The sequence below is a fragment of the Roseibium polysiphoniae genome (assembly GCF_014842925.1).
GTDB classification, from domain to species: Bacteria; Pseudomonadota; Alphaproteobacteria; order Rhizobiales; family Stappiaceae; genus Roseibium; species Roseibium polysiphoniae.
Window position 1 is genome coordinate 279,671 of record NZ_JACYXJ010000001.1, and the last position, 26,954, is coordinate 306,624.

At 58.9% G+C, this 26,954-nt stretch carries 23 protein-coding genes and 1 pseudogene; 15 read left to right on the forward strand and 9 right to left on the reverse strand.

All coding sequences use genetic code 11. The features are described 5' to 3' along the window. The 3 genes from IG617_RS01345 to IG617_RS01355 all read left to right on the forward strand — a co-directional run bounded on the left by IG617_RS01345 (position 1) and on the right by IG617_RS01355 (position 3,256). Positions 1-825, forward strand: coding sequence for an MBL fold metallo-hydrolase (locus IG617_RS01345; RefSeq protein WP_192106625.1), 825 nt, complete (start codon positions 1-3; stop codon positions 823-825). Positions 826-961: 136 nt separating this feature from the next. Beyond that, entirely contained in the window at positions 962-2,314 is a 1,353-nt protein-coding gene (locus IG617_RS01350; RefSeq protein ID WP_192106626.1) for an adenylate/guanylate cyclase domain-containing protein, read from the forward strand. 174 nt (positions 2,315-2,488) lie between these two features. Further along, positions 2,489-3,256 (forward strand): SDR family NAD(P)-dependent oxidoreductase, encoded by a 768-nt coding sequence (locus IG617_RS01355; RefSeq protein WP_192106627.1) that lies wholly within the window; start codon positions 2,489-2,491, stop codon positions 3,254-3,256. Positions 3,257-3,294: 38 nt separating this feature from the next. Here the strand turns inward: IG617_RS01355 and IG617_RS01360 are convergent, their stop codons facing one another. Further along, positions 3,295-5,331: an NADH:flavin oxidoreductase gene (locus IG617_RS01360; RefSeq protein WP_192106628.1), complete on the reverse strand. Its 2,037-nt coding sequence runs from the start codon at positions 5,329-5,331 to the stop codon at positions 3,295-3,297. A 124-nt stretch (positions 5,332-5,455) separates the two neighbouring features. Here IG617_RS01360 and IG617_RS01365 point away from each other — a divergent pair, with 124 nt between their 5' ends. Then, complete coding sequence (locus tag IG617_RS01365; RefSeq protein WP_192106629.1) at positions 5,456-6,133, forward strand: TetR/AcrR family transcriptional regulator; 678 nt, start codon at positions 5,456-5,458, stop codon at positions 6,131-6,133. A 7-nt stretch (positions 6,134-6,140) separates the two neighbouring features. Here IG617_RS01365 and IG617_RS01370 read toward each other — a convergent pair whose 3' ends face one another. The 5 genes from IG617_RS01370 to IG617_RS01390 form a co-directional block, all read right to left on the reverse strand. Next, entirely contained in the window at positions 6,141-7,322 is a 1,182-nt protein-coding gene (locus IG617_RS01370; RefSeq protein ID WP_254170420.1) for a lytic murein transglycosylase, read from the reverse strand. 166 nt (positions 7,323-7,488) lie between these two features. Then, positions 7,489-8,769 (reverse strand): TRAP transporter large permease, encoded by a 1,281-nt coding sequence (locus IG617_RS01375; protein ID WP_153769724.1) that lies wholly within the window; start codon positions 8,767-8,769, stop codon positions 7,489-7,491. Between the two features lie 4 nt (positions 8,770-8,773). Continuing rightward, positions 8,774-9,331 (reverse strand): TRAP transporter small permease, encoded by a 558-nt coding sequence (locus IG617_RS01380; protein ID WP_192106631.1) that lies wholly within the window; start codon positions 9,329-9,331, stop codon positions 8,774-8,776. Positions 9,332-9,420: 89 nt separating this feature from the next. Beyond that, on the reverse strand, positions 9,421-10,413 hold the full coding sequence (locus IG617_RS01385) for a sialic acid TRAP transporter substrate-binding protein SiaP (RefSeq protein ID WP_192106633.1): 993 nt from the start codon (positions 10,411-10,413) through the stop codon (positions 9,421-9,423). Positions 10,414-10,653: 240 nt separating this feature from the next. Further along, positions 10,654-11,196, reverse strand: coding sequence for a hypothetical protein (locus IG617_RS01390; RefSeq protein ID WP_209008200.1), 543 nt, complete (start codon positions 11,194-11,196; stop codon positions 10,654-10,656). A gap of 221 nt (positions 11,197-11,417) precedes the next feature. Between IG617_RS01390 and IG617_RS01395 the strand changes: the two genes are divergently transcribed. The 5 genes from IG617_RS01395 to IG617_RS01415 all read left to right on the forward strand — a co-directional run bounded on the left by IG617_RS01395 (position 11,418) and on the right by IG617_RS01415 (position 16,035). Next, entirely contained in the window at positions 11,418-12,599 is a 1,182-nt protein-coding gene (locus IG617_RS01395) for an ABC transporter substrate-binding protein (RefSeq protein WP_192106635.1), read from the forward strand. A gap of 88 nt (positions 12,600-12,687) precedes the next feature. Continuing rightward, entirely contained in the window at positions 12,688-13,611 is a 924-nt protein-coding gene (locus IG617_RS01400; RefSeq protein ID WP_192106637.1) for a branched-chain amino acid ABC transporter permease, read from the forward strand. Further along, positions 13,608-14,579 (forward strand): branched-chain amino acid ABC transporter permease, encoded by a 972-nt coding sequence (locus IG617_RS01405; protein ID WP_192106639.1) that lies wholly within the window; start codon positions 13,608-13,610, stop codon positions 14,577-14,579. The genes IG617_RS01400 and IG617_RS01405 overlap by 4 nt, the downstream gene beginning before the upstream one ends. After that, entirely contained in the window at positions 14,576-15,331 is a 756-nt protein-coding gene (locus IG617_RS01410) for an ABC transporter ATP-binding protein (RefSeq protein ID WP_192106641.1), read from the forward strand. The genes IG617_RS01405 and IG617_RS01410 overlap by 4 nt, the downstream gene beginning before the upstream one ends. Then, on the forward strand, positions 15,328-16,035 hold the full coding sequence (locus tag IG617_RS01415; RefSeq protein ID WP_192106644.1) for an ABC transporter ATP-binding protein: 708 nt from the start codon (positions 15,328-15,330) through the stop codon (positions 16,033-16,035). Before IG617_RS01410 ends, IG617_RS01415 begins: the two co-directional genes overlap by 4 nt. A 4-nt stretch (positions 16,036-16,039) precedes the next feature. On the opposite strand, the gene IG617_RS01420 is transcribed toward IG617_RS01415, so the two are convergent. Then, complete coding sequence (locus tag IG617_RS01420) at positions 16,040-17,050, reverse strand: LLM class flavin-dependent oxidoreductase (protein WP_192106646.1); 1,011 nt, start codon at positions 17,048-17,050, stop codon at positions 16,040-16,042. 125 nt (positions 17,051-17,175) lie between these two features. Between IG617_RS01420 and IG617_RS01425 the strand changes: the two genes are divergently transcribed. Both IG617_RS01425 and IG617_RS01430 read left to right on the forward strand, forming a co-directional pair. After that, complete coding sequence (locus tag IG617_RS01425; protein ID WP_192106648.1) at positions 17,176-17,787, forward strand: TetR/AcrR family transcriptional regulator; 612 nt, start codon at positions 17,176-17,178, stop codon at positions 17,785-17,787. A gap of 119 nt (positions 17,788-17,906) precedes the next feature. Continuing rightward, the gene (locus IG617_RS01430; protein ID WP_192106649.1) at positions 17,907-19,007 is read left to right on the forward strand and encodes an alkene reductase; all 1,101 of its coding nucleotides are present in this window, start codon (positions 17,907-17,909) and stop codon (positions 19,005-19,007) included. 155 nt (positions 19,008-19,162) lie between these two features. Here the strand turns inward: IG617_RS01430 and IG617_RS01435 are convergent, their stop codons facing one another. Further along, positions 19,163-20,401, reverse strand: coding sequence for a GGDEF domain-containing protein (locus IG617_RS01435; RefSeq protein WP_192106650.1), 1,239 nt, complete (start codon positions 20,399-20,401; stop codon positions 19,163-19,165). A gap of 370 nt (positions 20,402-20,771) precedes the next feature. Here IG617_RS01435 and ilvD point away from each other — a divergent pair, with 370 nt between their 5' ends. Continuing rightward, positions 20,772-22,616, forward strand: coding sequence for a dihydroxy-acid dehydratase (gene ilvD, locus IG617_RS01440; protein WP_192106651.1), 1,845 nt, complete (start codon positions 20,772-20,774; stop codon positions 22,614-22,616). 114 nt (positions 22,617-22,730) lie between these two features. Here ilvD and IG617_RS21875 read toward each other — a convergent pair whose 3' ends face one another. After that, the gene (locus tag IG617_RS21875) at positions 22,731-23,840 is read right to left on the reverse strand and encodes a helix-turn-helix domain-containing protein (RefSeq protein WP_192106652.1); all 1,110 of its coding nucleotides are present in this window, start codon (positions 23,838-23,840) and stop codon (positions 22,731-22,733) included. Positions 23,841-23,888: 48 nt separating this feature from the next. Between IG617_RS21875 and IG617_RS01450 the strand changes: the two genes are divergently transcribed. The 3 genes and pseudogenes from IG617_RS01450 to IG617_RS01460 form a co-directional block, all read left to right on the forward strand. Next, positions 23,889-24,929 (forward strand): alpha/beta hydrolase family protein, encoded by a 1,041-nt coding sequence (locus IG617_RS01450; protein ID WP_192106653.1) that lies wholly within the window; start codon positions 23,889-23,891, stop codon positions 24,927-24,929. 162 nt (positions 24,930-25,091) lie between these two features. Further along, positions 25,092-26,183 carry a metal-dependent hydrolase gene (locus tag IG617_RS01455; RefSeq protein ID WP_192106654.1) on the forward strand — a complete coding sequence of 364 codons (1,092 nt, stop codon included), beginning with the start codon at positions 25,092-25,094 and terminating at the stop codon, positions 26,181-26,183. 205 nt (positions 26,184-26,388) lie between these two features. After that, a pseudogene (locus IG617_RS01460) lies at positions 26,389-26,910 on the forward strand (PAS domain-containing protein); the annotation flags it as partial. Between the last annotated feature and the right edge of the window lie 44 nt (positions 26,911-26,954).

Sequence of the window (26,954 nt, forward strand, 5' to 3'; positions counted from 1 at the left end):
TTGGCGACAGAATTTTCGCTTCGCTGCTGGGGCGCCAGGGGGTCAACACCGACACCGGGCGCGAGCACCCTGCGCTATGGCGGGGAGACAATCTGCCTGGAAATTCGCGCTGGCGATGCTCTGATTCTGGTGGATTGTGGTTCTGGCGCAAGAAATCTCGGCATGAATCTGTGCCAAGCGATGCCGCGTGAATTTGACCTGCTTTTCACCCACACGCACCTTGACCACATTTGTGGTCTGCCGTTCTTCAAGCCTGCTTACGATGAGCGCTTCAAGGTCCGCGCATGGGCAGGGCACTTTCAGGACGAGACCAGTCTGGCTGACATCGTCAGCCGCATCATGTCGCCGCCGATCTTCCCGGTCGCCGCGAAGACCCTGAAAGCGGTTGAGTTCAAGTCCTTCTCCGCCGGCGATACCTTGGAGCGGGATGGCGAGCTTGTGATCCGCACAGTGAAGCTGAACCACCCGGGCGGCGCTTGCGGATATCGCTTTGAATATCGGGGCAAGTCCATTGCAATCATCACCGATCATGAGCATGGCAACCCGGAAATTGATGCCAACGTCAGGAGCTTTGTCGAAGGCGTCGATTATATGATCTATGACGCGATGTTCACGGATGAGGAATATCCGACCTACGAGGGCTGGGGCCATTCAACATGGCAGAAAGCGCTGGAACTCGCCGGACAGGCGAATGTGAAAGTTCCCGTGTTGATTCATCACGATCCGCGTCGCAGCGATGATGAGCTCGATGAGATCGCGAAGGCTGCCGAAGCGATCCATCCCGGTACCCTCATTGCCAAGGAAGGCATGCTGATCGTTCCCTGACGGGCTTTGATCTACTCTCGGAAGAAGCTGTCTTGGCGCGTCTGATCACGTCCCATCACAAAGCGCTAGCCGCGGTTGCGCCTGGCTCGCAGATCCATCAGCATGGCCTGCAAGCAGCATACACGATGAGGATTAGATGGCGCGTTTGGGTGGTTGGATCCGCTATATACTCCAGGGAGGCCCGCCCGAAAGCGGCCTGCCGGCCCGGGTGCGGGCGGAAATCCATCAGCGCGAAATCGCCTCGGAGCGTCTGATCGGTTGGGTACAGCTGGTGATCGTGCTGTTTTTCTCGGCCCTCTATGCAATCGCACCCAAGGCGGAAGGCAGCAGTGGCTTCAATTTTGTGCCTGTTGCGCTGGGCGGCTACTTCATTTTCACGATCGCCCGTCTTGCCTTGTCCTACCGGGTCGAGTTGCCCAAATGGCTGCTGCTTCTGTCGATCGCAGTCGATATGGCGCTGCTCGTTGGCCTGATCTTTTCCTTCCACATTCAATACGGCCAGCACCCGACCTTCTATCTGAAGGCCCCGACGCTGATGTATGTCTTCATCTTCATCGCCCTGCGCGCCTTGCGGTTCGATCCGCGGTTTGTCCTCACGACTGGCCTTGTGGCGGTTGCCGGTTGGCTCGGTCTCGTCGCCTATGCGGTGCTGGCTGACATGGATCACATGCGGGTGACCCGCAACTATGTTGACTACCTGACGGGCAACACGATCCTGATCGGCGCCGAACTCGACAAGACGATGGTGATCCTGATGGTCACGGGCGTTTTGAGCGCGGCCCTTTACCGGGGCAGGGTGATGCTCTTCGAAGCGACGCGAGATCAGGCCGCCGCGACCGACCTGCGCCGTTTCTTCGCGCCTGAGGTTGCGGCCTCCATCACGACGTCCGAAGCCGCATTGATTGCCGGGCAGGGGAGCGTTCGAAATGCCGCGATCCTTTATCTCGACATTCGCTCCTTCACAGCAACCGCCAGTGCGCTGCCGCCTGAAAGGGTCATGGCCGTTCTGGCAGCCTACCAGGGGCTCGCGCTTGAGATCATCAAGGACGAGGGCGGCCGGGTCGACAAGTTCCTGGGCGACGGCATTCTTGCCACCTTTGGCGCTGTAATGCCGTCTTCGACCTATGCGGCCGACGCAGTGCGAACCGCACGGCGACTGGTAACAGAGATCTCCGCGCAGCAATCGCGCTTCACAGAAGCGGGCTGGCCGGAGCCTCTGCGCGTGGGCACAGCTGTCGCAGCCGGATCGATCATGGTTGGAACCGTTGGCAGTACCGACAGGCTGGAGTTCACGGTGATCGGAGACGCGGTGAACCGTGCCGCGAAGCTGGAAGACGCCAACAAGCATCAACACAGTGCTGCCCTGACCGACAGCAAGACCTACGCCCTCGCTCGAGAACAGGGCTATACCGGACCGGAGGCCGAGCAGCGACCGGCTGTCTTGGTGTCGGGCCTCGGCAAGCCGATAGATCTCGCGGTGCTCGTATAAGTCGGCCAGACAGCTCGTGGCATTGACTGTCCCAACGCTCCCTTAACGGCATCAGCCTCTTGACCGCAAGCGTCTTTGGGTTCATTTTTAATCTTATATTGACGTAATAGTCAATTTATCAATGAAAACTATTTAAAAACAATGGTTTGATTTGTAAATTGACCTGGAGGGAAGATGCAACTGAATCAAACGATCGCTGCCGTTGTCACGGGCGGTGCGTCAGGGCTGGGCGCAGCGACCGCCCACATGCTGGCCCGTGAGGGCGTAAGGGTCACGATTTTCGACCGGGACAAGGAGCAGGGCGAGGCCACTGCCGAGGAGATCGGTGGTCTCTTCGTTGAAGTCGACGTTACGGATCAGGAAAGCGTCGAGACAGGCTTTGCGGCCGCCCGCCATGCCCACGGCGTGGAGCGCCTTCTTGTCAATTGCGCCGGCATAGCGCCCGTCGCCAAGACCGTTTCACGCGGTGAGCCGCATCCGATGGACATGTTTGAGAAGGTGATCGCCGTCAACCTTGTCGGATCCTTCCGCTGTACATCGCTGGCCGCTGCGTCCATGGCGGCGCAAGAGCCGATCAATGAGGACGGTGCACGCGGGGTCGTTATCTCGACCGCATCCGTGGCAGCCTTTGACGGCCAGGTCGGTCAGGTGGCCTATGCTGCATCCAAGGCAGGCATTGCCGGAATGACACTGCCCATTGCGCGCGATCTGTCTCAATCCGGAATTAGGGTTATGACGATTGCGCCTGGCATCTTCGAAACGCCGATGCTGCTTGGCCTCTCTCAGGAGGTGCAGGACAGTCTTGGTAAACAGGTGCCGTTTCCCTCGCGCCTCGGCCGGGCCTCGGAATATGCCCAGCTTGTCAAATCCATCTGTGAGAACGAGATGCTCAACGGCGAAACCATTCGCCTCGACGGCGCGATCCGCATGGCACCGCGCTGAGAAGGTGGCGGCGCGTCAGCGCCGCCCTCGGTCGTTGCTTAAAGCGTCCTGGCCAGGCGCAATCCGTCATAGACGGCCGCGTGCGTGTTGCGGGCCGCCACAGCGTCGCCGATGCGGAACAGCTGATAGCTGCCGTCCGGGTTCGATGAAACCGTCTGAGCCGCACTGTCAATGAGGGATTGATAGTCCACTTCTCCCAGGTTCGACGCGCCTGGCCTCAGCTCGAAATAGAGCTCATCCAGCGGCCGTGTGCCGTGATTGACCACGATCTGGTCGAGCCGTCTTTGCCGCGTGAAGTCGCCGTAATCGCTGCCAACCTCGGCCAGAAGTTCGTTGCCGTCACGGCTTGCCGACTGAAGCCGCCACGTCACGGTGAATGTCGTGTCGAGCTTTTGCAGGGATCGCATGTAAGGGACGAGGTTCATCGCCATGACTTCGGGGGCGAAGGACCGGTCCGGTGTCATGATTTCCACCTTCGCGCCGGTTGCCGCGATTTTTTCCGCCGCCATAAGGCCGGAGTGATCGCCTGCGTCATCATAAACCAGGACATTCGACCCAGGCTTGACGTCGCCCGACAGGATATCCCAGGCCGAAACGACCAGCTCATTGCCGGACTGGAGCACTTCGGTATGCGGCAGGCCACCGGTCGCGATGACAATCACATCCGGGTCGTCTTCGAGAGCGGTGGATGCGTCAACAAAGCTGTTGAAGCGAAATGTGACTCCGAGGCGTGTGCACTCCTGGAAACGCCAGTCGATGATGGAGATCATCTCTCGGCGTCGTTCGCTCAGCGACGTCAGGCGGATCTGGCCGCCGGGGTTGTTGGCAGCTTCATGAACGATGACTTCATGTCCACGTTCGGCTGAAACACGTGCAGCCTCCAGGCCCGCAGGCCCGGCGCCGACGATGACAACGCGTTTGGGCACCTCCGACTTTGCGATCTGATGCGGCTGCTGCAATTCGCGTCCGGTTGACGGGTTGTGAATGCAATAGGCAGCGCCGCCCTGATAAATGCGATCGAGGCAGTAGTTGGCTCCGACACAGGGCCGGATTCGTTCCTCTTCACCGGCCAGGATCTTGGCGACAATATGAGGGTCGGTCATATGCGCCCGCGTCATGCCGACCATGTCGAGCTTGCCGCTGGCGATAGCGTGACGCGCGGTGGCGACATCGGGGATCTTGGCCGCGTGGAACGTCGGGAACCTTGTTGCCGCGCGTATCTCGCCCGCGAAATCAAGATGCGGCGCATTGCGCATGCCCTGAACGGGGATGACATCGGTTAATCCGGGGTCGGTATCGATGTGCCCCCGGATGATGTTGAGGAAGTCCACCAACCCGCTGTTCTTCAGCTTGTGGGAGATCTCCATGCCGTCTTCCTTGGTGAGGCCGCCGGGCAGGTCCTCATCCCCCGAATACCGGATGCCAACGATGAATTCAGTCCCGACACGCTCCCGGATCGCCCGTAGGATGTCGAAAGTGAACCGCATCCGGTTGTCGAGGTCGCCGCCATAGGGGGCGTCGAGATTGTTGGTCAGCGGGGAGGCAAATTGTTCGACCAGATGGCCGTAGGATTCCAGCTCGATCCCGTCCAGCCCAGCTGCTTTCATGCGCTCTGCAGCATCTGCATAATCCGTGATGATCCGCGCGATGTCCCAGTCCTCGGCCTGTTTGGGAAAGGCCCGGTGTGCTGGTTCACGCTCGTGGCCCGCCGAAATGACCGGCAGCCAATCAGCCTTGTCCCAACGGGTCCGCCGACCCAGATGGGTCAGCTGGATCATCACCGCCGCGCCGTGATCGTGGCACTCGTCGGTGAGTTTCTTCATCCAGCCGACGACTTCGTCTTTCCAGGCCAGGATGTTGTTGAAGACCGGCGGACTGTCCCTCGAGACGGATGCCGAGCCCGCGGTCATGGTGAGCGCAACACCTGCCTTTGCCCGTTCCACGTGATAGGCGCGATAGGTGTCCTTGGGCATGCCGTCTTCGGGATAGGCAGGCTCGTGGGACGTGATCATCACCCGGTTGCGCAGTGTCAGATGCTTGAGCTGGAATGGCTGGAGGAGGGGATCGCTGGACATGTGGGCCTCGGCTTCGGCTAAAGACATCCAAAGTAGAATTGAAAATATACATGACTGTCAAGTTTATGGTCATTGATGTCGGTTTTGTTGCGTCGCGCGGCGGAAATCGCCTATAGAAGGCACTATGGATATCGAAGACAGCAGGCCGGTCGCAGCGAAAGACGCGGCCACCAGGGACGTGGCCACCAAAGACGCAGGCTGGCGTGGCTCACGAGACCTCTGGCTGAAGGCTGCGCTGTCCGCGCTGATGGAAGGCGGCGTGGATGCGGTGAAAATTCAGCCGCTAGCGAGCCAGCTCAACCTCTCGCGCACAAGCTTCTACTGGTTCTTTGAAAACCGCACGTCTTTGCTGGCAGCTTTGCTGGATCACTGGGACGGGAAAAACACGACGGCACTGGTCAAGGCAAGCGAGGCCTATGCGGAGACGCCGGCCGAGGGCATGCTCAACGTGATTCACTGCTTTCTGGAGCAGGAGGCCTTTGATCCAAAGCTTGAATTTGCGGTCCGTGGCTGGGCCCTGCAGTCAGACGAGGTGATGTCGCGGGTCAACAGCACCGACGAACTGCGTCTTGCCGCACTCGTTCGGTTGTTGCAGCGGCAAGGCTTTGAGGAGGCGGAAGCCGACGCTCGGGCGCGCACGGTCTATCTCACTCAGATCGGGTATATTTCCATGCAGGTGCGCGAACCTATGCAGGAACGCATCGCACGCGTTCCCGCCTATGTACGCATTTTCTGTGGTGAGGCCGCAACCGGTTCCGAACTCGCCCGTTTCCGCTCGCGCCTCGGCCTGGAAGCAACGTAAGCCTCTCCTAGAGCTTTGACAGAAGCGCAGGCGTCGGCCAGGCGTCGGCGGGCATGCCGAGTTGCTTTTGAACGTTCTGCACCGCGTCGCGGGTATTGCTGCCGAGGATGCCATCTACCTTGCCGACATCGTATCCCATCGACTTGAGCTTGGTCTGAAGCTGCTTCATTTGGGCATCCGACAGCCCCTTGTCCGGGCTTCCCGCATCATAACGCGGCGCGCCGGCAAGGCGCGTTGCAAAATAGGCCGCGGATGTCGTGTAAATGAACGACTGGTTCCATTCCAGATAGATGTTGTAGTTCGGATAGGCGAGGAACTTTGGTCCCTTCCGGCCCTGTGGCAGGATCAGCGAGGCCGGCAGGTTCGAAATCTTGCCGCTGCGGGCTTTGACGCCCATGCGGGCCCAGTCACTGCCGTTCTTGCGCTTGCCCAGACCGGTCGTTTCCCAGGCGAAGTTTGAAGGCAGGGTGACCTCCTGCAGCCAGGGCTGTCCGCGTTGCCACCCGAGGTTCTGGATGAATGCAGCCGCGGTCAAAATCGCGTCGGACGAGCTGGCCTTCAGGTTGACGTGGCCATCTCCATCCCCGTCCTTGCCGAACTTGATGATGTCTTCGGGCAGCATCTGAACCTGACCGATTTCGCCAGCCCAGGCGCCGGTCATGGTCCGTGGATCCAGATCGCCGTTTTGCACCATGTGGATGGCAGCAATCAGCTGCGGACGAAACAGCTCCGGGCGGCGGCAATCGTGGGCGAGCGTTGCCAGGGCGTTGACCGTGTTGAAGTCGCCCTGCACGGCGCCGAAGTCTGTTTCCAGGGCCCAAAAGGCAGTGATGACCGGCGCAGGTACGCCGTATTCGCTCTCGGCGCGGCTGAAGACACCGCCGAACTGTTTCATTCTGGCTGCGCCGTTTTTCATGCGATAGCCGGAAATTGCACGCTTGGAAAACGTCAGAAAGTCGAGCTTGAAGACGCCCTGGGCCCGATCCCGCGACAGGACTTTTCGATCGATCTGCGCGTTGCCAAGTGTCCGGTCGGCAGCGCGGGCGGAAAGGCCCATGGACAGCGCCTCCTGCTTGACGCCAGCCAGGAATTGGCGGAAATCGCCGCCACATTGAGCGGCATGAGCCGCCGGTGCAGTCGCGGCAAGGACAAGGGCGGTGATTGGAGCGAACAATCTGGCGCGGGTCATGAAATCTCTCTGGTCAAAGGAAAATGCAGTGGCGGCAATGAACGCGACGAGCATATTGCCCCTAGTTGACGGTGACACGTCAGCAAGGTCAACCGTCTTGCGCATCTTCTCCACCAACTGGGGCGGTCCTTAGACCGCCCCATCTGATTTGATCGACGGATTGCCGCTAGCGGTAGATCAGCGTCGGCAACCACATGGACAGGGCCGGGACGAAGGTAACCAGCAGCAGCACCAGAACGAGCGGCACCAGAAACGGCATGGTGGCCGAAAGGCAGCGCTCGAAGGGGATCTTCGACACGCGCGATAGCACGTAGAGCACCATGCCAACCGGCGGTGTCAGCAGACCGATCATCAGGTTCAGGACCATGACGACGCCGAAATGCACCGGGTCAACGCCCACATGGGTGACGATCGGAAGCAGCACCGGAACAAGGATCGTGATGGCGGCAACCGTCTCCAGGAAACAGCCGACGACGATCAGGATCACGTTGATCAATGCCAGAACGATGATCGGGTTCTCCGAGACCTGAAGGATGAGGCCCGCGAACTGTTCTGTCACCCGGTTCGACGTCAGGATCCAGGCGAAGATCGAAGCGCCTGCGACGATGAAGAGCACCACGGATGTCGTCTCAATGGTGTCGAAAGAGACCCTGAGGAAGCGTTTCAGGGTCAATGTCCGGTAGACGATGACGCCCAGGAACAAGGCCCATGCACAGGCGGCGATTGCAGCTTCGGTCGGCGTAAAGACGCCGAACAAGATGCCGCCTACGATAATGACCGGCGTGAGCAGAGACAGGAAAGCCTGCTTGAAGGTGACGCCAAGCACGTTCCAGTGAAATGCCTGGTCCCGGGGGTAATTGCGGCTACGGGCATACCACGCGACCATGATCATCAGAGCGACAGCCATCAGCAGGCCAGGAATGAAACCGGCAGCAAACAACTGGCCGATGGAGGCTCCTGCCATGACGCCATAGATCACCATGGGCAAGGACGGGGGGATGATCGGTCCGATGGTCGACGACGCCGCCGTGATGCCAACGGCAAACCCCGGATCATATTTCGCATCACGCATCGCCTTGATCTCGATGGCTCCGAGACCACCAGCATCAGCGACAGCTGCGCCCGACATTCCGGCGAAGATAACCGATGCACCGATGTTCACATGGCCAAGCCCGCCCCGCATCCAGCCGATCATGGCCCGCGCGAAGGCGAAGATCCGGTTGGTGATGCCGGCCGTGTTCATGAGGTTGCCGGCCAAGATGAAAAAGGGCACGGCCAGAAGTGCAAAACTGTCGACCCCGTTGATCATCCGGTGCACGACGACGACATCGGGGACTTGGCCCGTTACCAGAATGAAGGCGAGGGAGGATCCGGCGAGCGCGATGCCAACGGGCACGCCCACGATGATAAGGCCGAACAACAGGCCAAAAAGCATGAGAAGCGCCATGCGTTCACTCCGATCCGGTGGCAGGTTCGTCCGGTTGCTCCGGATCGATCAGGTGGCTGGTGCCAGTGCGCAGATGCTTGATGAGGATCCAGATGGCCAGAAGACACATGCAGGCAAAGCAGATGGAAACGCCCCAGTAGACATAGGACTTGCTGACTTCGATCGAGACCATCTTCTGCCGCGTCCGCTGCGCGAGCCGCATGCAGGTCATGGCCATTGTGCCGTAGAAGATGATGGAGACCAGATCGACACCGAATTGAAGCGCCCGGCGGAGGCCTCTGGGAAACCAGCGATAGAAGATTTCGACCGCGATCATGCTTTCCTTGCGCACGGCCATCACGGCTCCGATGAAGGTCACGGCGATCAGCAGGTAGCGTGCGATCTCCTCGGTCCAGCCGAGAGAGTCGTTGAGAACGTAACGTGTGAAGAATTGAAGAAAGACAACAGAAAAGAGCAACCAGAAAACCAGAAGAACGAGGCTGTCGTGCCAGCGAAGGTCGCTGAGGTCGATCTGCTCTTCTTCCAGTTCAATCTGATGCTGCGGCATACCGGGTGCGGTCATGCAGCACTCCCCGACTTGGAACCGTGATTCAGAGAAATGTGACGAGGTGGGAAGGTCCGGGCACGATAGGCCCGGACCAAAGTTGGTTCTTAAAGTGCCTGAAGCGCGTCGTACTGCTCTTTTGTCCAGGTTGCGTCAGGACCGTTGTGAAGCGGCATTGTCACTTCACGGAACGGAGCACGGTCAACAACGTTGACGGTGTTGCCCTGTTCGGTGAACCAGTCAGCCAGAGACGCTTCATTCTGCTGAATGTCGGCGGTGCAGCCGGCGGCTGCCTCCTTGAGGACCTCGACCAGGATCTGGTAATCCGCATCGTCCATCTGGTCGCGAGCCGGACCGCCAACGATGGTCAGCAGAGAATCCGTGATGTGACCGGTCAGGTTGATGTTCGACTGTACCTCGTAGAACTTCTTGGCCTGAATGGTGGTCAGCGGATTTTCCTGTGCATCAACCGTGCCCTGCTGCAGAGCCAAATAGACTTCGGAGAACGCGATTGGTGTCGGGTTGGCACCGGCGCCCTTCGGGAACATCATATAAAGCGGCGCATTGGGCACGCGGATCTTGAGGCCCTTCATGTCGTCCGGGCTGAGAATCGGCTTGTTGGACGTCACGTGACGCTGGCCATAGTAGGTCAGGGTGATGGCATGATTGCCCGAAGCATCCAGATAGCCGCTGGCCATCTCCTGGAAAAGCTCGGAATCGCGATAGGCTGCCCAGTGATCATAATCGCGGAACATGTAAGGTGTGCCGCCGATGGCCATCGGACCGAAAGACCGGCCGGCGAAGGATTGCCCGGTGTAAATGATGTCTACCGTGCCAAGCCCGAGGCCTTCATTGATGTCGGTTTCCTTGCCGAGTGAAGACGCCGGGAAAACCTCGATGTCGTAGCGATTGTCGGTCCGTTTGGCCAGCTCCTCACCTGCCCAGACAGCCCAATTGTGGTAAGGCTCAGTCGTTTCATAGACATGTGCCCACTTGAGAGACTTCTCGGCCTTGGCGAATGCCGGGGCGCCGAAAGCCATCAGGGTTGCCGCAACAACACTGGTCGCAAGCACAGCTCTTCTGCTGATTTTAGTGGTCATAAATGTTCCTCCCAGAGCAAAATTAAAACGATTTAAATTCTCCCAAGTTCCGATTTTTCCTGAAAGCAGTCGTTAGATCAAGTGCATAATTGAGAAGTTGTCCTGAAGGCCGGGCAAGATAATGATTTGTGCAATGCAATAATTCAGCAAGTTGAATTATAGAATAATTCCAAGATGACCTAGCTGTCGATGCAAGTCGTCCGAGGTCAGTCGCCGAAGGAGATTTAGTGAGTTCGGCCGCTAGCGGCAGTTGAGACCGGAAGCGCCGGATCTTGCGCCTAATGGCGCCCGCGAACTGCTGCTGGCCACACCGGCACGAGAGCGGCAGTTGACGGAAGGGTCGCCCAGTGTGCTTGGTCTGTGCGTCACGCCGGAAGTCTCGTTTCGGCAAATCTGATAAGCCATGTCGTAAAGGGCCTGCCAGCCGCCAGGATAGGCCGCGAGATTGTCGAGCACGGCCAACGCACCGCCTGCCCTTGCACCCCGGCGAGCTCCGCCTGGGCCTCTCCACACGCCACCGGCAACTGCACCTTCCATGCCGCCCGCGACGATATCGCCGGTTGGATCGCCGTTGCCGCGATAACTGTCCGCATAGCCGCGCGCATAGGCGTCGCAGTTCGGTCCTTGAGGCACGGCAGGCAGTGGGATTGGAAGCGCGTCTGGCTCCGGCAAGCTATCGGCCATCACGGCCGTAGACGCATAAGGGCTCATCAACGCTGCGGCAAGAAGGGCCATGCAACTGAACTTGCGGGTCTGTCTTCTGGACTTGCCGGAAGGGCGCATGCAGCTATCCTCATGCCGTGTTGGACGCTCTCCACCGGTACATCGCATGGATTGCGCAGGGCTTGCGGCGGACATTCTTGATGAAGATTGTCAGCCAAGGGCTTAACATCCGGATAGTTTTACTCTTTAAATGCTAGCGAACAAAGAGCCGGGCAGGGCAAACGGGATTTGAAACCCACCTGATGCGGCCGTGGTGACACCGATCACAAGGGGATCAATTCATGAAACGTATCTTGTCCGCCCTGACGCTTGGCGCCGGACTGGGCGCTGCCGTTCTGACCGGCACCGTCGCGCCGGCCGCTGCAGAAGGCCTCAAAGTCGGTTTCCTGGCGACGCTGTCCGGTCCGCCTGCAGTCCTTGGCCAACACATGCGTGACGGCTTCCTGCTGGGTGTGAAGCAGGCCAACGGCCGGTTGGGCGGCATCGAGACGGAAGTCATCGTGGTCGATGATGAGCTCAAACCAGACGGTGCAATCACCAAGGTTCAGGGGCTTCTGGAGCGCGACAAGGTCGACATCATGGCCGGCGTTGTTTTCTCCAACGTGATGATGGCGGTCTACAAGCCGATCATCCAGTCCGAGACAATCTTCATCGGTGCCAACGCAGGCCCGTCTCCGATTGCTGGTCGCGGCTGCAGCCCGTACTTCTTCTCCACTTCCTACCAGAATGACCAGAACCACGAAGTCATGGGCCGCTACGCCAGCCAGAAGGGCTACGGCAAGGTTGTCGTGATGGCTCCGAACTACCAGGCTGGCAAGGATGCGGTCGCAGGCTTCAAGCGGCACTATTCCGGCACGGTGGTGCAGGAAATCTACACCAAGCTCGGCCAGTTGGACTTTTCCGCCGAACTTGCACGTATTGCCGATGAACAGCCTGATGCGCTCTTCACCTTCATGCCTGGCGGCATGGGCGTGAATCTCGTCAAGCAGTACTCCCAGGCAGGTCTCAAGGACCTAATCCCGTTCCTGTCGACCTTCACCGTGGATGAGACGACGCTTCCGGCGACAAAGGACATGGCTGTCGGCCTCTACTCCGGTGCCGAGTGGGCCTCAGACATCGACAATGAAGCGAATGCTCGTTTCGTCCGCGCGTTCGAAGCCGAATACGGTTATCCGCCCTCGCTCTACGCGGCACAGGGCTATGACGCGGCCCGGCTGATCGACGGTGCGGTCTCCATGGCAGGTGGCGTTCAGGACAAGAAGTCACTCCTGTCGGCCCTTGCAGCAGCTCCCTTTGAGAGCGTTCGCGGCGACTTCCGCTTCAACAACAACCAGTTCCCGATCCAGGATTTCTACCTGGTCGAGGCTGTGAAGCGCGCAGAGGGCAAATACGTCACCCAGCTCGTCGAAAAGGTTTTCGATGACGTTGGCGATGCCTACGCCGGCTCCTGCCGCATGAAGTAAGGCGAAAAGCCTGAATTCCAGGGTCCGGACCAATTGGTTCGGACCCTCTCTGTTTGCAGCGTCATCTACTGCCTGTCGGGAAAATCTCTTGAGCGTCACCCTTCTGGCCGTCCAGACCCTCAACGGGTTGCAGCTCGGCATTCTCCTGTTCCTGATCGCAGCCGGTCTCACGCTCGTCTTCGGGGTGATGGACTTCATCAATCTGGCTCATGGCGTCCAATACATGCTCGGGGCCTATCTGGCGGTCGCCTGCTATCAGCTGACCGGCTCCTTTTGGCTGGCGGTCACCCTCGCCCTGATCGCGGCGCTCATTTGCGGCCTTCTGCTCGAGTTCCTGGTTTTCCGACATCTCTATAACCGCGATCACCTCGACCAGGTGCTGGCCACCTTCGGCGTGATCCTGTTTCTGAACGAGGCGGTGAAGGTCCTCTGGGGCGCAGCGCCGCTTTCCCTGCCGGTTCCTGAATTGCTTGATGGCTCGATCCAGCTGATGGCGAATTTCGCCTATCCCGTCTTTCGCATCGCGCTGATCGTCACCGGCCTTGCCGTTGCGGTGCTGCTCTATGTGCTGGTCACCAAGACCCGCATTGGCATGCTGGTGCGCGCGGGCGCGACAAACCCGGAGATGGTCGCGGCGCTGGGCATCAACATCAGGCGGCTGTTCATGCTCGTCTTCGGTTTCGGCGCCATGCTGGCCGGGTTCGCCGGCATCATGGCTGCGCCGATCCTGTCCGTTGAGCCCGGTATGGGCGACAACCTTCTGATCCTCGCCTTTGTGGTCATCGTCATCGGCGGCATAGGCTCCATCCGCGGAGCCTTCCTGGCGGCACTGATCATCGGCCTTGTCGATACGCTTGGGCGCTCCTTCGCCACGGACATCGCAAGGGTGTTGCTGCCACCTGCCGCCGCCAATGACGTCGGTCCCGCCATTGCCTCTATGCTCATATACATCCTCATGGCCGGTGTTCTGTTCTTCCGGCCCAGTGGTCTCTTTCCGGTGCGCAGCGCATGACCGGCTCCCTCCTGAAGAACACCATCCTGCCGCTAGCGCTCTTTGCGGCGCTGGCGTTGGTGCCGGCCTATGCCGACGTCTTCGACGACCGCTTTGTCCTCTTGTTTTTCACCCGCATCCTGGTTTTTGCGATCGTGGCCATCAGCTTGGATTTCATCCTCGGGCTGGGCGCCATGGTCAGTTTCGGCCATGCCGCCTACATCGGGTTTGGCGCCTACGCCGTGGCAATCCTGTCCGAGCATGACATCTGGGAAGCCTGGATTTCCTTTCCGCTCGCGGTAGCGGCAGGCGGGCTCTTTGCGCTCATCACCGGCGCGATCAGCCTGAAAACCCGTGGTGTCTATTTCATCATGATCACGCTGGCCTTCGGTCAGATGGCCTACTTTACGGCGACCTCCTTGTCGGCCTATGGCGGTGATGACGGGCTGACAATGTGGGGCCGATCGGAACTCTTCGGCACCGGGCTCTTCACAGGCGATGCATCGTTCTATTATCTTGTCTTCGGCGTGCTTGCGGCCGCGTATCTGCTGCTGCGCACCTTTGCGGCCTCCCGGTTCGGACGTGTGCTGAAGGGAGCTAAACAAAGCGAACCCCGGCTCGAAGCCATGGGCATTGACCCCTATCGATATCGATTGGCGGCCTATGTCATCGCCGGGATGATCGCGAGTGTCGCGGGCGCCCTGATGGCCAATCAGTCTGAATTTGTCTCGCCGGCCTATATGTCCTGGCACCGGTCCGGGGAGTTGATCGTCATGGTCATCCTTGGCGGGCTTGGCTCGCTCCATGGCGCGATCCTCGGCACCATCGCCTATATGGTCCTTGAGGAGGTGCTCTCTGGTTACTCGGAACATTGGCGCCTTGTCTTCGGACCATTGCTGATTCTGGTCGTGCTCTATGGTCGCGGCGGACTGATGGGCCTGATCCCGGGACAGATTGGCCGCCAGAGCAGGGGAGAGGCTGACCAATGACCTGTCCAATCCTTGAGCTGAAAGACCTCAACAAGGCCTATGACGCACTTCAGGTGACCAGGAACCTCTCGCTCAAGGTTCTGCCTGGCGAGATCCATGCGGTGATCGGCCCCAACGGCGCGGGCAAGACGACCCTGATTGGCCAGATCTCCGGTGCGACGCCATCAGACAGCGGGCAGGTCCTTTTCGGCGGCACGAACGTAACAGGCTGGTCGGTCGCGGAGCGCGCCAAGGCTGGGCTCGGCCGCACCTTTCAGATCACTGCGATCCTGCCTGAATTTACGGTGCTCGAGAATGTGGCGCTCGGTGTTCAGGCCCATGAGGGCCATTCGTTCAGGTTCTTCCGCAACGCTGCACGGGACCAAGACCTGAACGAGAAGGCGGCGTCAATCCTGACTGAAGTCGGATTGGCAGATCGGGCCAGCCTGCGCGCCGGGAACCTCAGCCATGGCGAAAAGCGCATGCTGGAACTGGCGCTGGCGCTTGCAGGCGAGCCCAAGCTGTTGGTGCTGGACGAGCCCATGGCCGGAACCGGGCCGGAAGAAACCGCGAGACTGATCGAGATCCTTCTGGCGGTGAAGCAGCGCTGCCCGATGCTTCTTGTCGAACATGACATGGACGCGGTCTTCAAACTGGCTGACCGTATCTCCGTGCTGGTTTATGGCGAGATCATCGCAAGTGGCGCGCCCGACGAGATCCGAGCCGATCCCAAAGTGCGCGAAGCCTATCTGGGCGAGGAGGAACTGGCATGAGCGTTCTTCTTCAGGTCGACAATCTGCAGGCCGGATACGGAGAAGCTCAGGTTCTGTTTGATGTGTCGCTGACCATCCTCGCCGGGGAAGTTGTGACCCTTATGGGGCGCAACGGCATGGGCAAGACGACAACAATCAAGAGCCTCATGGGCATGATCGCCTCGAAGGCGGGGAAGGTGGCGATCGAGGGGCGAGACATGACCGGTCAGCCATCTTATCAGGTCGCAAAGGCTGGGCTTGGTCTGGTGCCGGAGGGGCGTCAGGTCTTTCCGACCTTGAGCGTGGAGGAAAACCTTGTCGCTACTTCCGCTCTTACCAGAAAGACAGGGGCCTGGGACCTCGCCGCTGTCTATGAGCTCTTTCCGCGGCTTCAAGAACGCCGTCGCAATCTCGGCAGTCAGCTGTCCGGCGGTGAACAGCAGATGCTTGCGATTGGCCGGGCGCTGATGACCAATCCCAAGCTGCTGATCCTGGATGAGGCCACCGAAGGCCTCGCACCGCTGGTGCGGGCCGAGATCTGGGCCTGTCTGGAAACCCTCAAATCCCGAGACCAATCCATCCTGATCGTCGACAAGAATGTCTCGGCGCTTGAAAAGCTCGCAGAACGGCACGTGATCCTGGAAAAAGGCCGCACGGTTTGGACCGGAAGTACGGCCGACTTGAAAGCCGCTCCGGAACTGCGCGAACGTTATCTCGGGGCCTGAGGCATCACTCTGCTGCTTGCCGCTCGCCATTGATCTGTTCCATCACCTTCGCCGCAATCTCGAAAGAGCGTTTGCGGGATTGGTGGTCGTGGATCTGGCCGGTGAAGATCAGCTCGTCCGGTTCATAGGTCGCGATCAGCTCCAGCAGCTTTGCCTTGACGGTCTCAGGCGCTCCGACGGCAGAGATCCGCAGGGCGTCCTCCACCATTTTAATGGCGACCGGGCCGACAAGGGCCTCAAGATCTGCGACAGGTGCGGGCAGGGGACCAGGTCTGCCCGTGCGCAGGTTGATGAAGGCCTGCTGCATGGACGTTCTCAGATAAGCACCTTCCTCATCCGTGTTGGCAGCAAAGACATTGGCGGCCAGCATGAAGTGCGACTTTTCAAGATACTTTGAAGGGCGGAATGAGCGTCGGTAGATCTTGCTCGCATTGGAGAGCTCCGCCGGGGCAAAATGAGAGGCAAAAGCATAGGGGAGTCCATAGTGGGCCGCCATCTGCGCGCCATAGGTGCTGGAGCCCAGGATCCAAACCGGGACTTTGGTGCCTACACCGGGCACTGAGAGAATTTTCGTGCCATCAGTTGGGTCGTCCAGATAGGCCAACAGCTCCAGAACGTCCTCGGGGAAATTGTCGGCATTGTCCATGGAGCGGCGCAGGGCGCGGGCCGTCTGCATGTCCGTTCCAGGCGCACGGCCAAGGCCCAGGTCTATGCGGTCCGGATAAAGCTCTGCCAGAGTGCCGAACTGCTCGGCGATGACAAGCGGCGCATGGTTGGGAAGCATAATGCCGCCGGACCCGACGCGCATGGTCGAGGTGGCCCCGGCCACATGCCCGATCAGAACCGCAGTTGCGGCTGATGCGATCCCGCGCATGTTGTGATGCTCCGCCATCCAGTAGCGCTTGTAGCCGAGCTGTTCTGCGTGTTGAGCTAGATCTTTCGTGTTGGCCAGGGCCTCGCGGACGCTGTGACCGGCCGGAACAGGGGAGAGATCAAGTAGGGAAAAGGGGATCATGAAAGACCTTTGTCTTGCCTGTTTCGCCTCTGCAGACAGAGTGTTGATCAGCAAATAGGAACGCTCGGTCCAAATTGTTAGACCCGGCTCTTGTATTTGGAACCGACCGGTCCAATATGCCCTCCATGATCAGGGATTGTTGCCAATCAACCTCCGAGACGCAGGCGTCTGCCAAGGCCACATGTGGCCCGGGCCGCCCTCGTGCCTTCGATGAGGCCGAAGTGCTTGATGCAGCGCTCCAGGTTTTCTGGCGGCAGGGGTATGAGGTCACATCACTTGACGACCTGACGAGCGTCATGGGCCTGTCCCGTTCAAGCTTCTATTCGGCTTTCGGCTCAAAACAGGGTGTTTTCATCGCGGCCCTGAAAAGCTACTCGCAGGCCGCGATCGAGGCCTTGAAAGACCTGTCCGAACAGCCTTCCGACGATCCCGTTGCGACCATCATGACAGCGCTTGCTGACCCCACTGGCGGGCCGCGCGGCTGCATGCTGGTCAATTGCATCACCGAACTGGCCCCGCATCAGGAGGAGGTGGCTGAGATTGGCCGCCATCATCTCAAGCGGATCGAGGATCTTCTTGCGCAAGCTATTTCGCCACACGATCCGGCGTCTGCCAGCGCAAAAGCACGTGCTCTCTCGGCCTTGGCCATAGGCACGGTGACCCTGCGCAAATCCGGCCTGCCGCCGGAGCAGATTTCAGGAGCCCTGGACGCGGCGCGTGAGCTCTTCACGCCATAGGGTTTCTGTAAACATCCGGAGTTTTCGGCACCTGTAGGATCCCATGGTGCGGTCAATTCTGGACTAAATGGTCCAAAATATGGGCTCGATACGACTAGCAATGTCTCGAGGAGACCGGCATGAGCGAACTCAAACTTTTCTCTCCCCTCAGGGCAGGAGAAATCGAACTGAAGAACAGAATTGTTCTGGCACCCCTCACGCGCAACCGGGCACGTGCCGAAGATGACGCCCCCTATGAGATCCATGCCGACTATTACGGTCAACGTGCAAGCGCGGGCCTGCTGGTCACAGAAGCCTCCCAGATTTCTCCTCAGGGAAAAGGCTATGCTTGGACACCGGGCATTTACTCCGACGCTCAGATCGAAGGCTGGAAAAAGGTCACGGACGCTGTCCATGCGAAAGGCGGCAAGATCGTCATCCAGCTTTGGCACGTTGGCCGTATCTCACACCCTGTGTTGCAGCCTGATGGTGCTTCTCCGGTCGCGCCGTCCGCAATCGCCGCCCAGTCGAAGTCCTTTGACGGCGAGCAATTTGTCGATACGCCGCAGCCGCGCGCGCTCGAGCTTCGTGAAATTCCCGCAATCGTCGAGGACTATCGCAAGGCCACAGCCAACGCCATGAAGGCCGGCTTCGATGGCGTCGAGGTGCATGCCGCAAATGGCTATCTCATCGACCAGTTTCTGCGCGACAGTGCCAACAAGCGCGAGGATGCTTACGGCGGTTCGATTGAAAACCGGACACGCTTCCTGAAAGAGGTGATGGATGCGGTCACGTCGGAAATCGGGGCCGGCAAGGTCGGCGTCCGCATCAGCCCGTTCTCGGCGGCCAATGACATTTCAGACAGCGATCCGATGGCGCTCTTCGGCAAGGTTGTCGATCTGCTTGATGGCTACGGCCTTGCCTATCTGCATGTGGTCGAAGGCCAGACGGGCGGTCCGCGGGATCTTCCGGAAGGGGCCAGCCTGGCAAAGCTCTACGATCGCTTCTTCGGACCAATCATGGGCAACAATGGCTATGATCGCCAGATGGCCGTCAACGCAGTGGCCGACGGCAAGGTCGATCTGGTTGCGTTTGGCCGGCCGTTCATTTCCAATCCGGACCTGGTCGAACGGCTGAAGGCGGATGCGCCGTTGAATGAGTGGGATCAGTCCACCTTCTATGGTGGCGGCCGCGAAGGCTACACCGACTACCCGACCCTGGCGGAGGTCGAGCCCGCCTAACTCATAAGCTTTCAAAGACAACAAGCTACGGCTGCATTGCCTCCGTCATTGCCCCTGATGGACCTCCACAACTGGCAAGGCAGCCGACGAAACGACCGGTGCGGTCTTCCTCTCCCGCACCGGTCGTTTTGTATCTGGCGAGGAATTTGCCGGCGTCAGGCGACGGTCTTCTTCCGCGTTGCAAAAGGTGCAGCCATCGCGGCGGACTTGACCGGTCCTTCACCGTCACCACTGTTGAACACCGTCTGATTTCCACCCTTGGACTTGGCCCGATGCAGACAGTGATCAGCGATCTCCAGCGCGCGGCTGAGTGGCACCGAGGCATTTCCGCAAAACAGCCCGATGCTCATCGTAACCACCAGTTGCTTGTCTGAAGCCCGTGCTCCCTCGACGGTCAGATAGCGCGATAGCCGCGTTGCGATCGCGTCCGCTTCGACCTGCGCGACACCCGGCAGAAACAGTGCAAACTGATCATCGCGAAGACGGCAGGTTTCTGGAGCGGTCTTGGCGGTTTCCGAGCAGATGCGACCAAGCAGACGCAGCAGCGCATCATTCATGGCATTGCCGTAACGGTCTTTGATGCCTTGCAAGTCGTCTATCTCGAGAACCATCAAGGCATAGGGCGCTGCCGGCGTGTCCATTTTTGCGTGCCGGTCCTCTGTCGCGGAGATAAAGGCACGTCGGTTCGAAAGACCGGTCAGAGGATCGATCATTGCTTGCTCTGCAAAGGTCCCTGTCATCTGCTCGAAGACTGCAATGCCCAATCCAAGGATTTTCAGCACAACCGCGATGATGAGCACGATGATGGTGAGCTGCAGCGTCGTCGTCTGAAAACTGGCCTGCAAATCCGGAAATGTCCTGCCCAGGTGCATCATGATCAGGTTCGTACGAACGAAAATGTCGAGGGTGAAGACAGCCATCAGAAGCAAGGAACTGATTTTCTGCGTCTTGAGCGCCTGCCAGCACTGACGGATGCAAAGCCCCATTGCGAGGATGCTTGCGAGATTGACGTAGAGCGTGCGCGCAAGCAGATCGTCCCGAAACCACGGGACCAGGTAGAGCCCGAGCCAGCCGAAAGAGAGCAGGAACGGCAGCCAGGGATAGGAAACCTGATCCCGGTTCAGCATGCTCAGTGCATTGGGTCTCAGGCCGAAGCCGAACAGCATCAAGGCATTGGCAAGAGCGATGCTGAGCAGGTCGGAAATCGATCCGCGCATGCTGACAAGCGTTGCACAAGAGCCGGACAGCAGCATCGCAAACGCCCAAAACCCCCAGCCGAGGCGAATATGGCGTGGGAACGACCTGAGCGAGAGCGCCAGAACCGCAAGAATGAGCGCGCCTGTGTAGTAGGCGATCGTCACGGCCATCAAAAGGGTGGGGGTGTCGAGTTTCATAAAGCGATCCTGAATGTCTGTCGCCCTATTTATGATGAATCAATACTTAAGAAACCACTGCATAATTGTCTGAAATGACGGGTATATCGGCCCTCTTTTAGCTGTTGCCATGGGTTGTTTCGCAAGACCGGTGCCCCATCGGCCGCATACGCCGAAGATGCGCTCTCGCCTCCTGTCAGACAGCGCATCGCCTGCCCAAGCTTCAGAACCGTGAAATGGCAACCGTACCGCAGCGTACTGTTTTTGCGCTTTCCGCCCTTTCGCCTCTTTCAAAAACCTGACAAAACACCAGTTGAGACCAAAGGCTGTTTGGGGATTTCCCCGGGGAGGACAGCCGAAAAGACAAGAAGACCTTTGAGGACGCAAGATCATGCCCCCGTATCGTTCAAGAACCTCGACCCATGGCCGCAACATGGCGGGCGCGCGCAGCTTGTGGCGCGCAACCGGCATGAAGGACAATGATTTCGGCAAGCCGATCATTGCCATCGCGAACTCCTTCACCCAGTTCGTGCCTGGCCATGTGCACCTGAAAGATCTTGGTCAGCTGGTCGCTCGGGAAGTCGAAAAAGCCGGTGGCATCGCAAAGGAATTCAACACCATTGCGGTCGATGATGGCATCGCCATGGGGCATGACGGCATGCTCTATTCGCTGCCCTCGCGCGAGGTCATCGCCGATGCCGTGGAATATATGGTCAACGGCCACTGCGCCGATGCCATTGTCTGCATTTCCAACTGCGACAAGATCACCCCGGGCATGCTGAATGCGGCCATGCGTCTGAACATTCCGGTCGTCTTCGTTTCTGGCGGCCCGATGGAGGCCGGCAAGGTTGTTCTGGAAAACGGCGTCGCGAAGGCGGTTGACTTGGTCGACGCCATGGTCATGGCCGCAGATGACAGTGCATCAGATGCCGACGTGATGGAAATGGAACAGAACGCCTGTCCGACTTGCGGCTCTTGCTCGGGCATGTTTACGGCAAACTCGATGAACTGCCTTACGGAGGCCCTCGGCCTTGCGCTGCCAGGCAACGGCTCGACACTGGCAACCCATGCGGACCGGGAACGGCTGTTCGTCGAAGCAGGTCATCTGATCGTCGATTTGGCGAAGCGCTACTACGAGCAGGATGACGAAAGCGTTCTGCCGCGCTCCATCGCCAATTTCCAGGCCTTTGAAAACGCCATGACCCTGGATATCTCCATGGGTGGCTCGACCAACACGATCCTTCATCTCCTTGCTGCGTCCTACGAAGGCGAAGTGGGGTTCACGATGGATGACATTGATCGTCTGTCCCGCAAGGTCCCGGTGCTGTGCAAGGTCGCACCGGCGATCGAGAACATCCACATGGAAGACGTTCATCGCGCTGGCGGCATCATGGGCATCCTCGGCGAACTGGATCGGGCAGGGCACCTGCACTCGGACAATCCGACGGTCCACTCGGCCTCCATGAAGGAAGCCTTGGCGCGCTGGGATGTCTGTCAGACCAACTCCGAAAGCGTTCACAAGTTCTATAAGGCAGCTCCTGGCGGCGTCCCGACACAGGTCGCCTTCAGTCAGGAGCGCCGTTGGGATGAGCTCGACCTCGATCGGACCTCTGGTGTGATCCGCGACGGCAAACATGCCTACAGCAAGGACGGCGGTCTCGCGGTTCTTTATGGCAACATCGCCGAAGACGGCTGTGTCGTGAAAACCGCCGGCGTTGATGAGAGCATCCTGAAGTTCTCCGGACCGGCCCGGATCTTTGAGAGCCAGGACAGCGCTGTGAGCGCGATCCTGACCGGCAAGGTTCACGAGGGTGATGTGGTGCTGATCCGCTACGAGGGGCCGCGCGGCGGGCCTGGTATGCAGGAGATGCTCTATCCGACCAGCTATCTGAAGTCCAAAGGGCTTGGCAAGGCCTGTGCGCTGATCACCGACGGCCGTTTCTCAGGCGGCTCCTCAGGGCTGTCCATTGGTCACATTTCGCCTGAAGCTGCCGAGGGCGGCGCGATCGGTCTCGTGGAAGAAGGTGACACCATCGTCATCGATATCCCGAACCGTGTGATGAAGGTCGACCTCTCTGACGGCGAACTGGCTGAGCGCCGTACACAGATGGACCTGAAGGGCGATGCGGCCTGGAAACCGGTCGAAAAGCGCAAGCGCAAGATCACTACAGCATTGCGGGCGTATGCAGCCCTGACGACCTCTGCGTCAAAGGGCGCCGTTCGCGTCGTCGACTGACGGGCGCAAAACGCAGATTTGAATACGGAAAGGCAGGCCGCCGGGCCTGCCTTTTTACGTTGCGAAAGCCCAACGGGCTTGGTTTGGACGCGAAAGCTGCTGACAACAGAGACGTCAGGCCGCGTCGAGCCAGGTGCTTGGCGGACAGCCCTTCACCCGTAGAAACTCGCGGTTGAAGTTCGACTTGGTGTTGAAGCCGCTCGCGTACATGGCGGACGTGACATTTGCCCCCGCCTTCAGTTCCTGGCAAGCGTGTTCAATCCTGAAGGTATTGATGTAGCGGGAGACATTCACTCCCGAGTAGCCGTTGATCGTCGCCGAAAGCAACTTCTCAGGGACCTTGAGGCGCCGCGCGATGCGGCCAAGCGTCAGATTCGGATCAAGGTAGATCTTTTCGCCCTTCATCAGGTCTTCAAGCGCGGCGAACAGGTCAGGATCTGCGTCATAGGCTTGAGGTCGGTCCGAAGTCTGACCGGTGCCGGAAGCTGCCTCTTTGGTTGAGTTGTCTTTGTCGGCGGTGTCTTTCAGCATGTCCGACAGGTTCAAGACACCGATCATCAGCAGGACACCGGACGAAAAGATCGAGATGACCCAGGGACGCAGCCACTCCTGGCCGGTGGCCATGATCGCAATGATGACCACGTCGCTGAATGCGGACGCCAGCAAGGCCAGTCCCACGACGCGCCACAGAACGAGCGGCCGGTCTCCGTGCTCCAGCCGTATCAGGGGCAGGGCATCAGCTCCCGAAAGCGTGGCTCTTAGAAGCAGCACCGCATAGCCGACATAGGAAGCGACAACCAGACCATCCATGATATCGGGCAGGGTGAAGAAACAGATTGCGCCCGCAACAGGACCCAGCACGTGAAACCAGTCCCGCTTCCATGCCAGAGGACGAATGGCGGTGCTGGCGAAGGCGAGGTACGCAAGCGCTGGAATCACCATGGCCGTCACGGGTTGCACAGGGCCAAGCCATGAGACCCCATAGTGCTGGTTGAAGGAGATGATCATGGACTGGATGGCACAGGCCAGGATCAGGATCTGCACCATGACGGGCGTGTCTCGCGCCAGAAACGCACGCAGCCAGACATAGGCCAGAACCAGGGCGGCAAACATCGAAATGGGTAGAACTGGCATGGCACCGATCGCGCTTGAACCTGGTTGGCCTTGTCCCAGATCCGGTTTCAGGACGACCTTGAACCGGATATAGGACGTATTTCGTCTCACGTTTCAACAGTCTCCATCCTGTGATCCACCACAGGAAAGACCAATTCGATGAAACACCTTCTTTTCGCCGCTGGCCTTCTTGGTTCCCTCGTCACGGGAGCCGAGGCCGAAACGCTCAGTGGCTATGACCGGTTTGATATCAAGGCCAGTCATCGCAGCCATCTCATCCAAGGGTCTGTCTGGTATCCTGCCGGTTCCAGAACCTATGCGGTGCCGATTGGCGACAATCCTCTTTTTCATGGCACGAAGGCCCTCATAGGGCCAAAGATTGCTGACGGGAAATTCCCACTCGTCGTGCTCTCCCATGGCTCTGGTGGCAATATGGACAGCCTCGGTTGGCTCTCGTCGGAGCTGGCGCTGCGCGGTGCGATGGTGCTGGCGGTCAATCATCCGGGTAGCACGTCCGGCGACAGTTCCCCTCGGCGGTCCACACGCTTCTCCGATCGGGTTCATGACTTGTCGGCTGCTCTGGATCTTTTTCTGAACGATCAGGAGTTTGGTCAGAAGGTGGACCGGTCCAGAATTTTTTCACTTGGCTTTTCGCTGGGCGGTGGTGCGGCCCTTCAAAGCATTGGCCTGACGCTTAAGGCCTCCAAGATCGGTGACTATTGTGCCGACAATCCGAAAGCACCGGGCTGTGACTTCTATGGCAAGGGCGGTGTTGATTTCAGAAACGTCAATTTTGCTCTGACCGACGGCAACTATGCGGATCCCAGGTTGGCCGGAACCATCGCGGTTGATCCGGGCTGGCCATATGCCTTTACCGACGAGAGCATCGCCTCCATGGAAAAATCGGTGCTTCTGATCAATCTGGGATCGCAGGAGACCCTGCCGTTTCAGGTCAATGTTGGACAGAAGGGCAGCGGCATGGCGGATCGCCTGCCAAACGCCACGCACGTTGAAATAGCGCCATCCAACCATTTTTCTTTCCTCGCGCTTTGCAAGGAGAAGGCACGCTTCATTCTACAGGAGGAAGGAGAGGATCCGATCTGTGACAACCCGGCGGGGTCTGATCGGGCCGTCGTCCATCGGCAGGTAATCGACGCAGTCTCGGACTTCCTGCAGCTGCCGGGTGAGCAAAGGAACTAGGCGCAAAAGCGCTCGCAGGCGGCGGCTGAAAAAGCCGTCGTCTTCCCTTGTCCGCATGTGCTTAAACAGCAAAGCTTGCAATTTCAGGCAGCTACAGCATATGGCAGAGTGAGATTTGCCCCACAACAGACCGCTCGTCGTCATCCGGACATCGTTTCACATATGGATTCTCTGACACAATTCGTTCTTGGCGCCGCCGTGTCGACCGTCGTTCTCGGCAAGAAGCTCGGCCCGAGAAAAGCAGCGCTTGTGGGCGGCGTTCTTGGAACTCTTCCGGATCTGGATGTTTTCATTCCCTTCGACGATCCGGTCGATACCTTCGTGTTTCACCGTGGATGGACCCATTCTCTTTTTGTCCATGCCTTGGCGGCGCCTCTGATCGGTGAGGGGCTGGTACGGCTGTTCAAGGGCCTGCGCGATCATCGCTGGTTGACCTGGCTTGCCGTCTTCCTGTGCCTGTCGACCCATGCGCTGCTGGATGCAATGACGATCTATGGCACCCGGCTTCTCTGGCCTGTTTACCCTGAGCCCTTGGGCGTCGGGTCCATCTTCATCATCGACCCGCTCTACACGCTGCCACTGCTTGGTATCGTCCTCTGGGCATTGTTCAAGAAGGATTGGTCGAAGGGCTTTTCACGCGGTATAGCGGCGGCAGTGGTCTTCAGCACGGCCTATCTTGGCTTTGGTGTCGCGGTTCAATCCCATATGGAAAACCGGGCCAGGGACGTCTTTGCCGAAGCCGGGATCGAGCCGGATCAGATGATGGCACTCGCAGCGCCCTTCAACTCCGTTCTCTGGAAGGTGATCGGCATCGAAAACGGCACCTATCACAACCTTTATCTGTCGCTCCTCGATGATGATGCTCCGGCCAAAATCTATAGTCATCCACGGCGTCCCGATCTGACTGCCTGCCTTGAGGACAACGAGGCCTTTGAGAAGCTGGTTTGGTTTAGCCGTGGATATTTCAAAGCCGAGATGGTCGAAAATCAGATTGTTGTTTCGGACCTCAGGATGGGCATGACACCGGCCTATGTGTTTCGCTTCGCTGTTGCAGAGCAGGCAGGTGACGGCGCGCAGGCAATTTCCCCGAAACGCGAAATGAGCCACCGAGCGCTATCAAATGGGGATGGCGATTGGATGGTCGCACGGCTCTTGGGGCAGCAGGCTGTTCGGGCGGCCGAGGCCGTTGAGGGCTTTGACGCCGGCAGCACCATGACTTGCGCCGTCGAAGGGCCGATACAGCCTGCAGGCTAGGGGTGGAACCCAGATGGTAACATAGGCGCGGACCCCACTTATGCCTAGGGCATCTGACGCTTCTGAAGGGCGAGTACATACGTATTCTAAGTATTACTAGCTATGTTAGAATTTACTAAGCGTTTATCCGCGGTCACCTAGACTTCTGGCAGTCCACCCTGACTGAAAAATCCAGATATTCCGCGGAAAAACGCAGCAGATAGTCATGTCAAGAAACGTTACGGTTACCGGGATCGAAAGAACCTTCGGCGACAACGATATCATTGTCAGCAAAACCAATTTGAAGGGCCACATCACCTACGCGAATGATGTTTTCCTCAAGATCGCTGACTTTACGGAAAAGGAAGTCCTCGGTCAGCCGCACAGCCTGATCCGGCATCCGCAGATGCCGCGGTGCGTGTTCAAGCTGCTGTGGCAAACAGTTGAGGCCGGGCAGGAGATCTTTGCCTATGTGATCAACCGGACTAAGCACGGCGATCACTACTGGGTCTATGCCCACGTCACCCCGAGCAGGGATAGGTCAGGCCGCATCATCGGTTACCACTCGAACCGCAGGGTTCCTGATCGTGAGATCCTCGAGAACCAAATCATCCCGCTCTACCGCGATCTACTTCGAGAAGAAACGCGTCACGGGGACCGCAAGACCGGCATGCTGGCCGGAGAGCAGATGATGAAGGATCTGCTCGCGCGCGAAGGTGTCGCCTACGACGAATACATCGCGACGCTGGGAAAACCTCATTTGCGCGCAAGCCGCGAGGGGCAGGTGTCTCT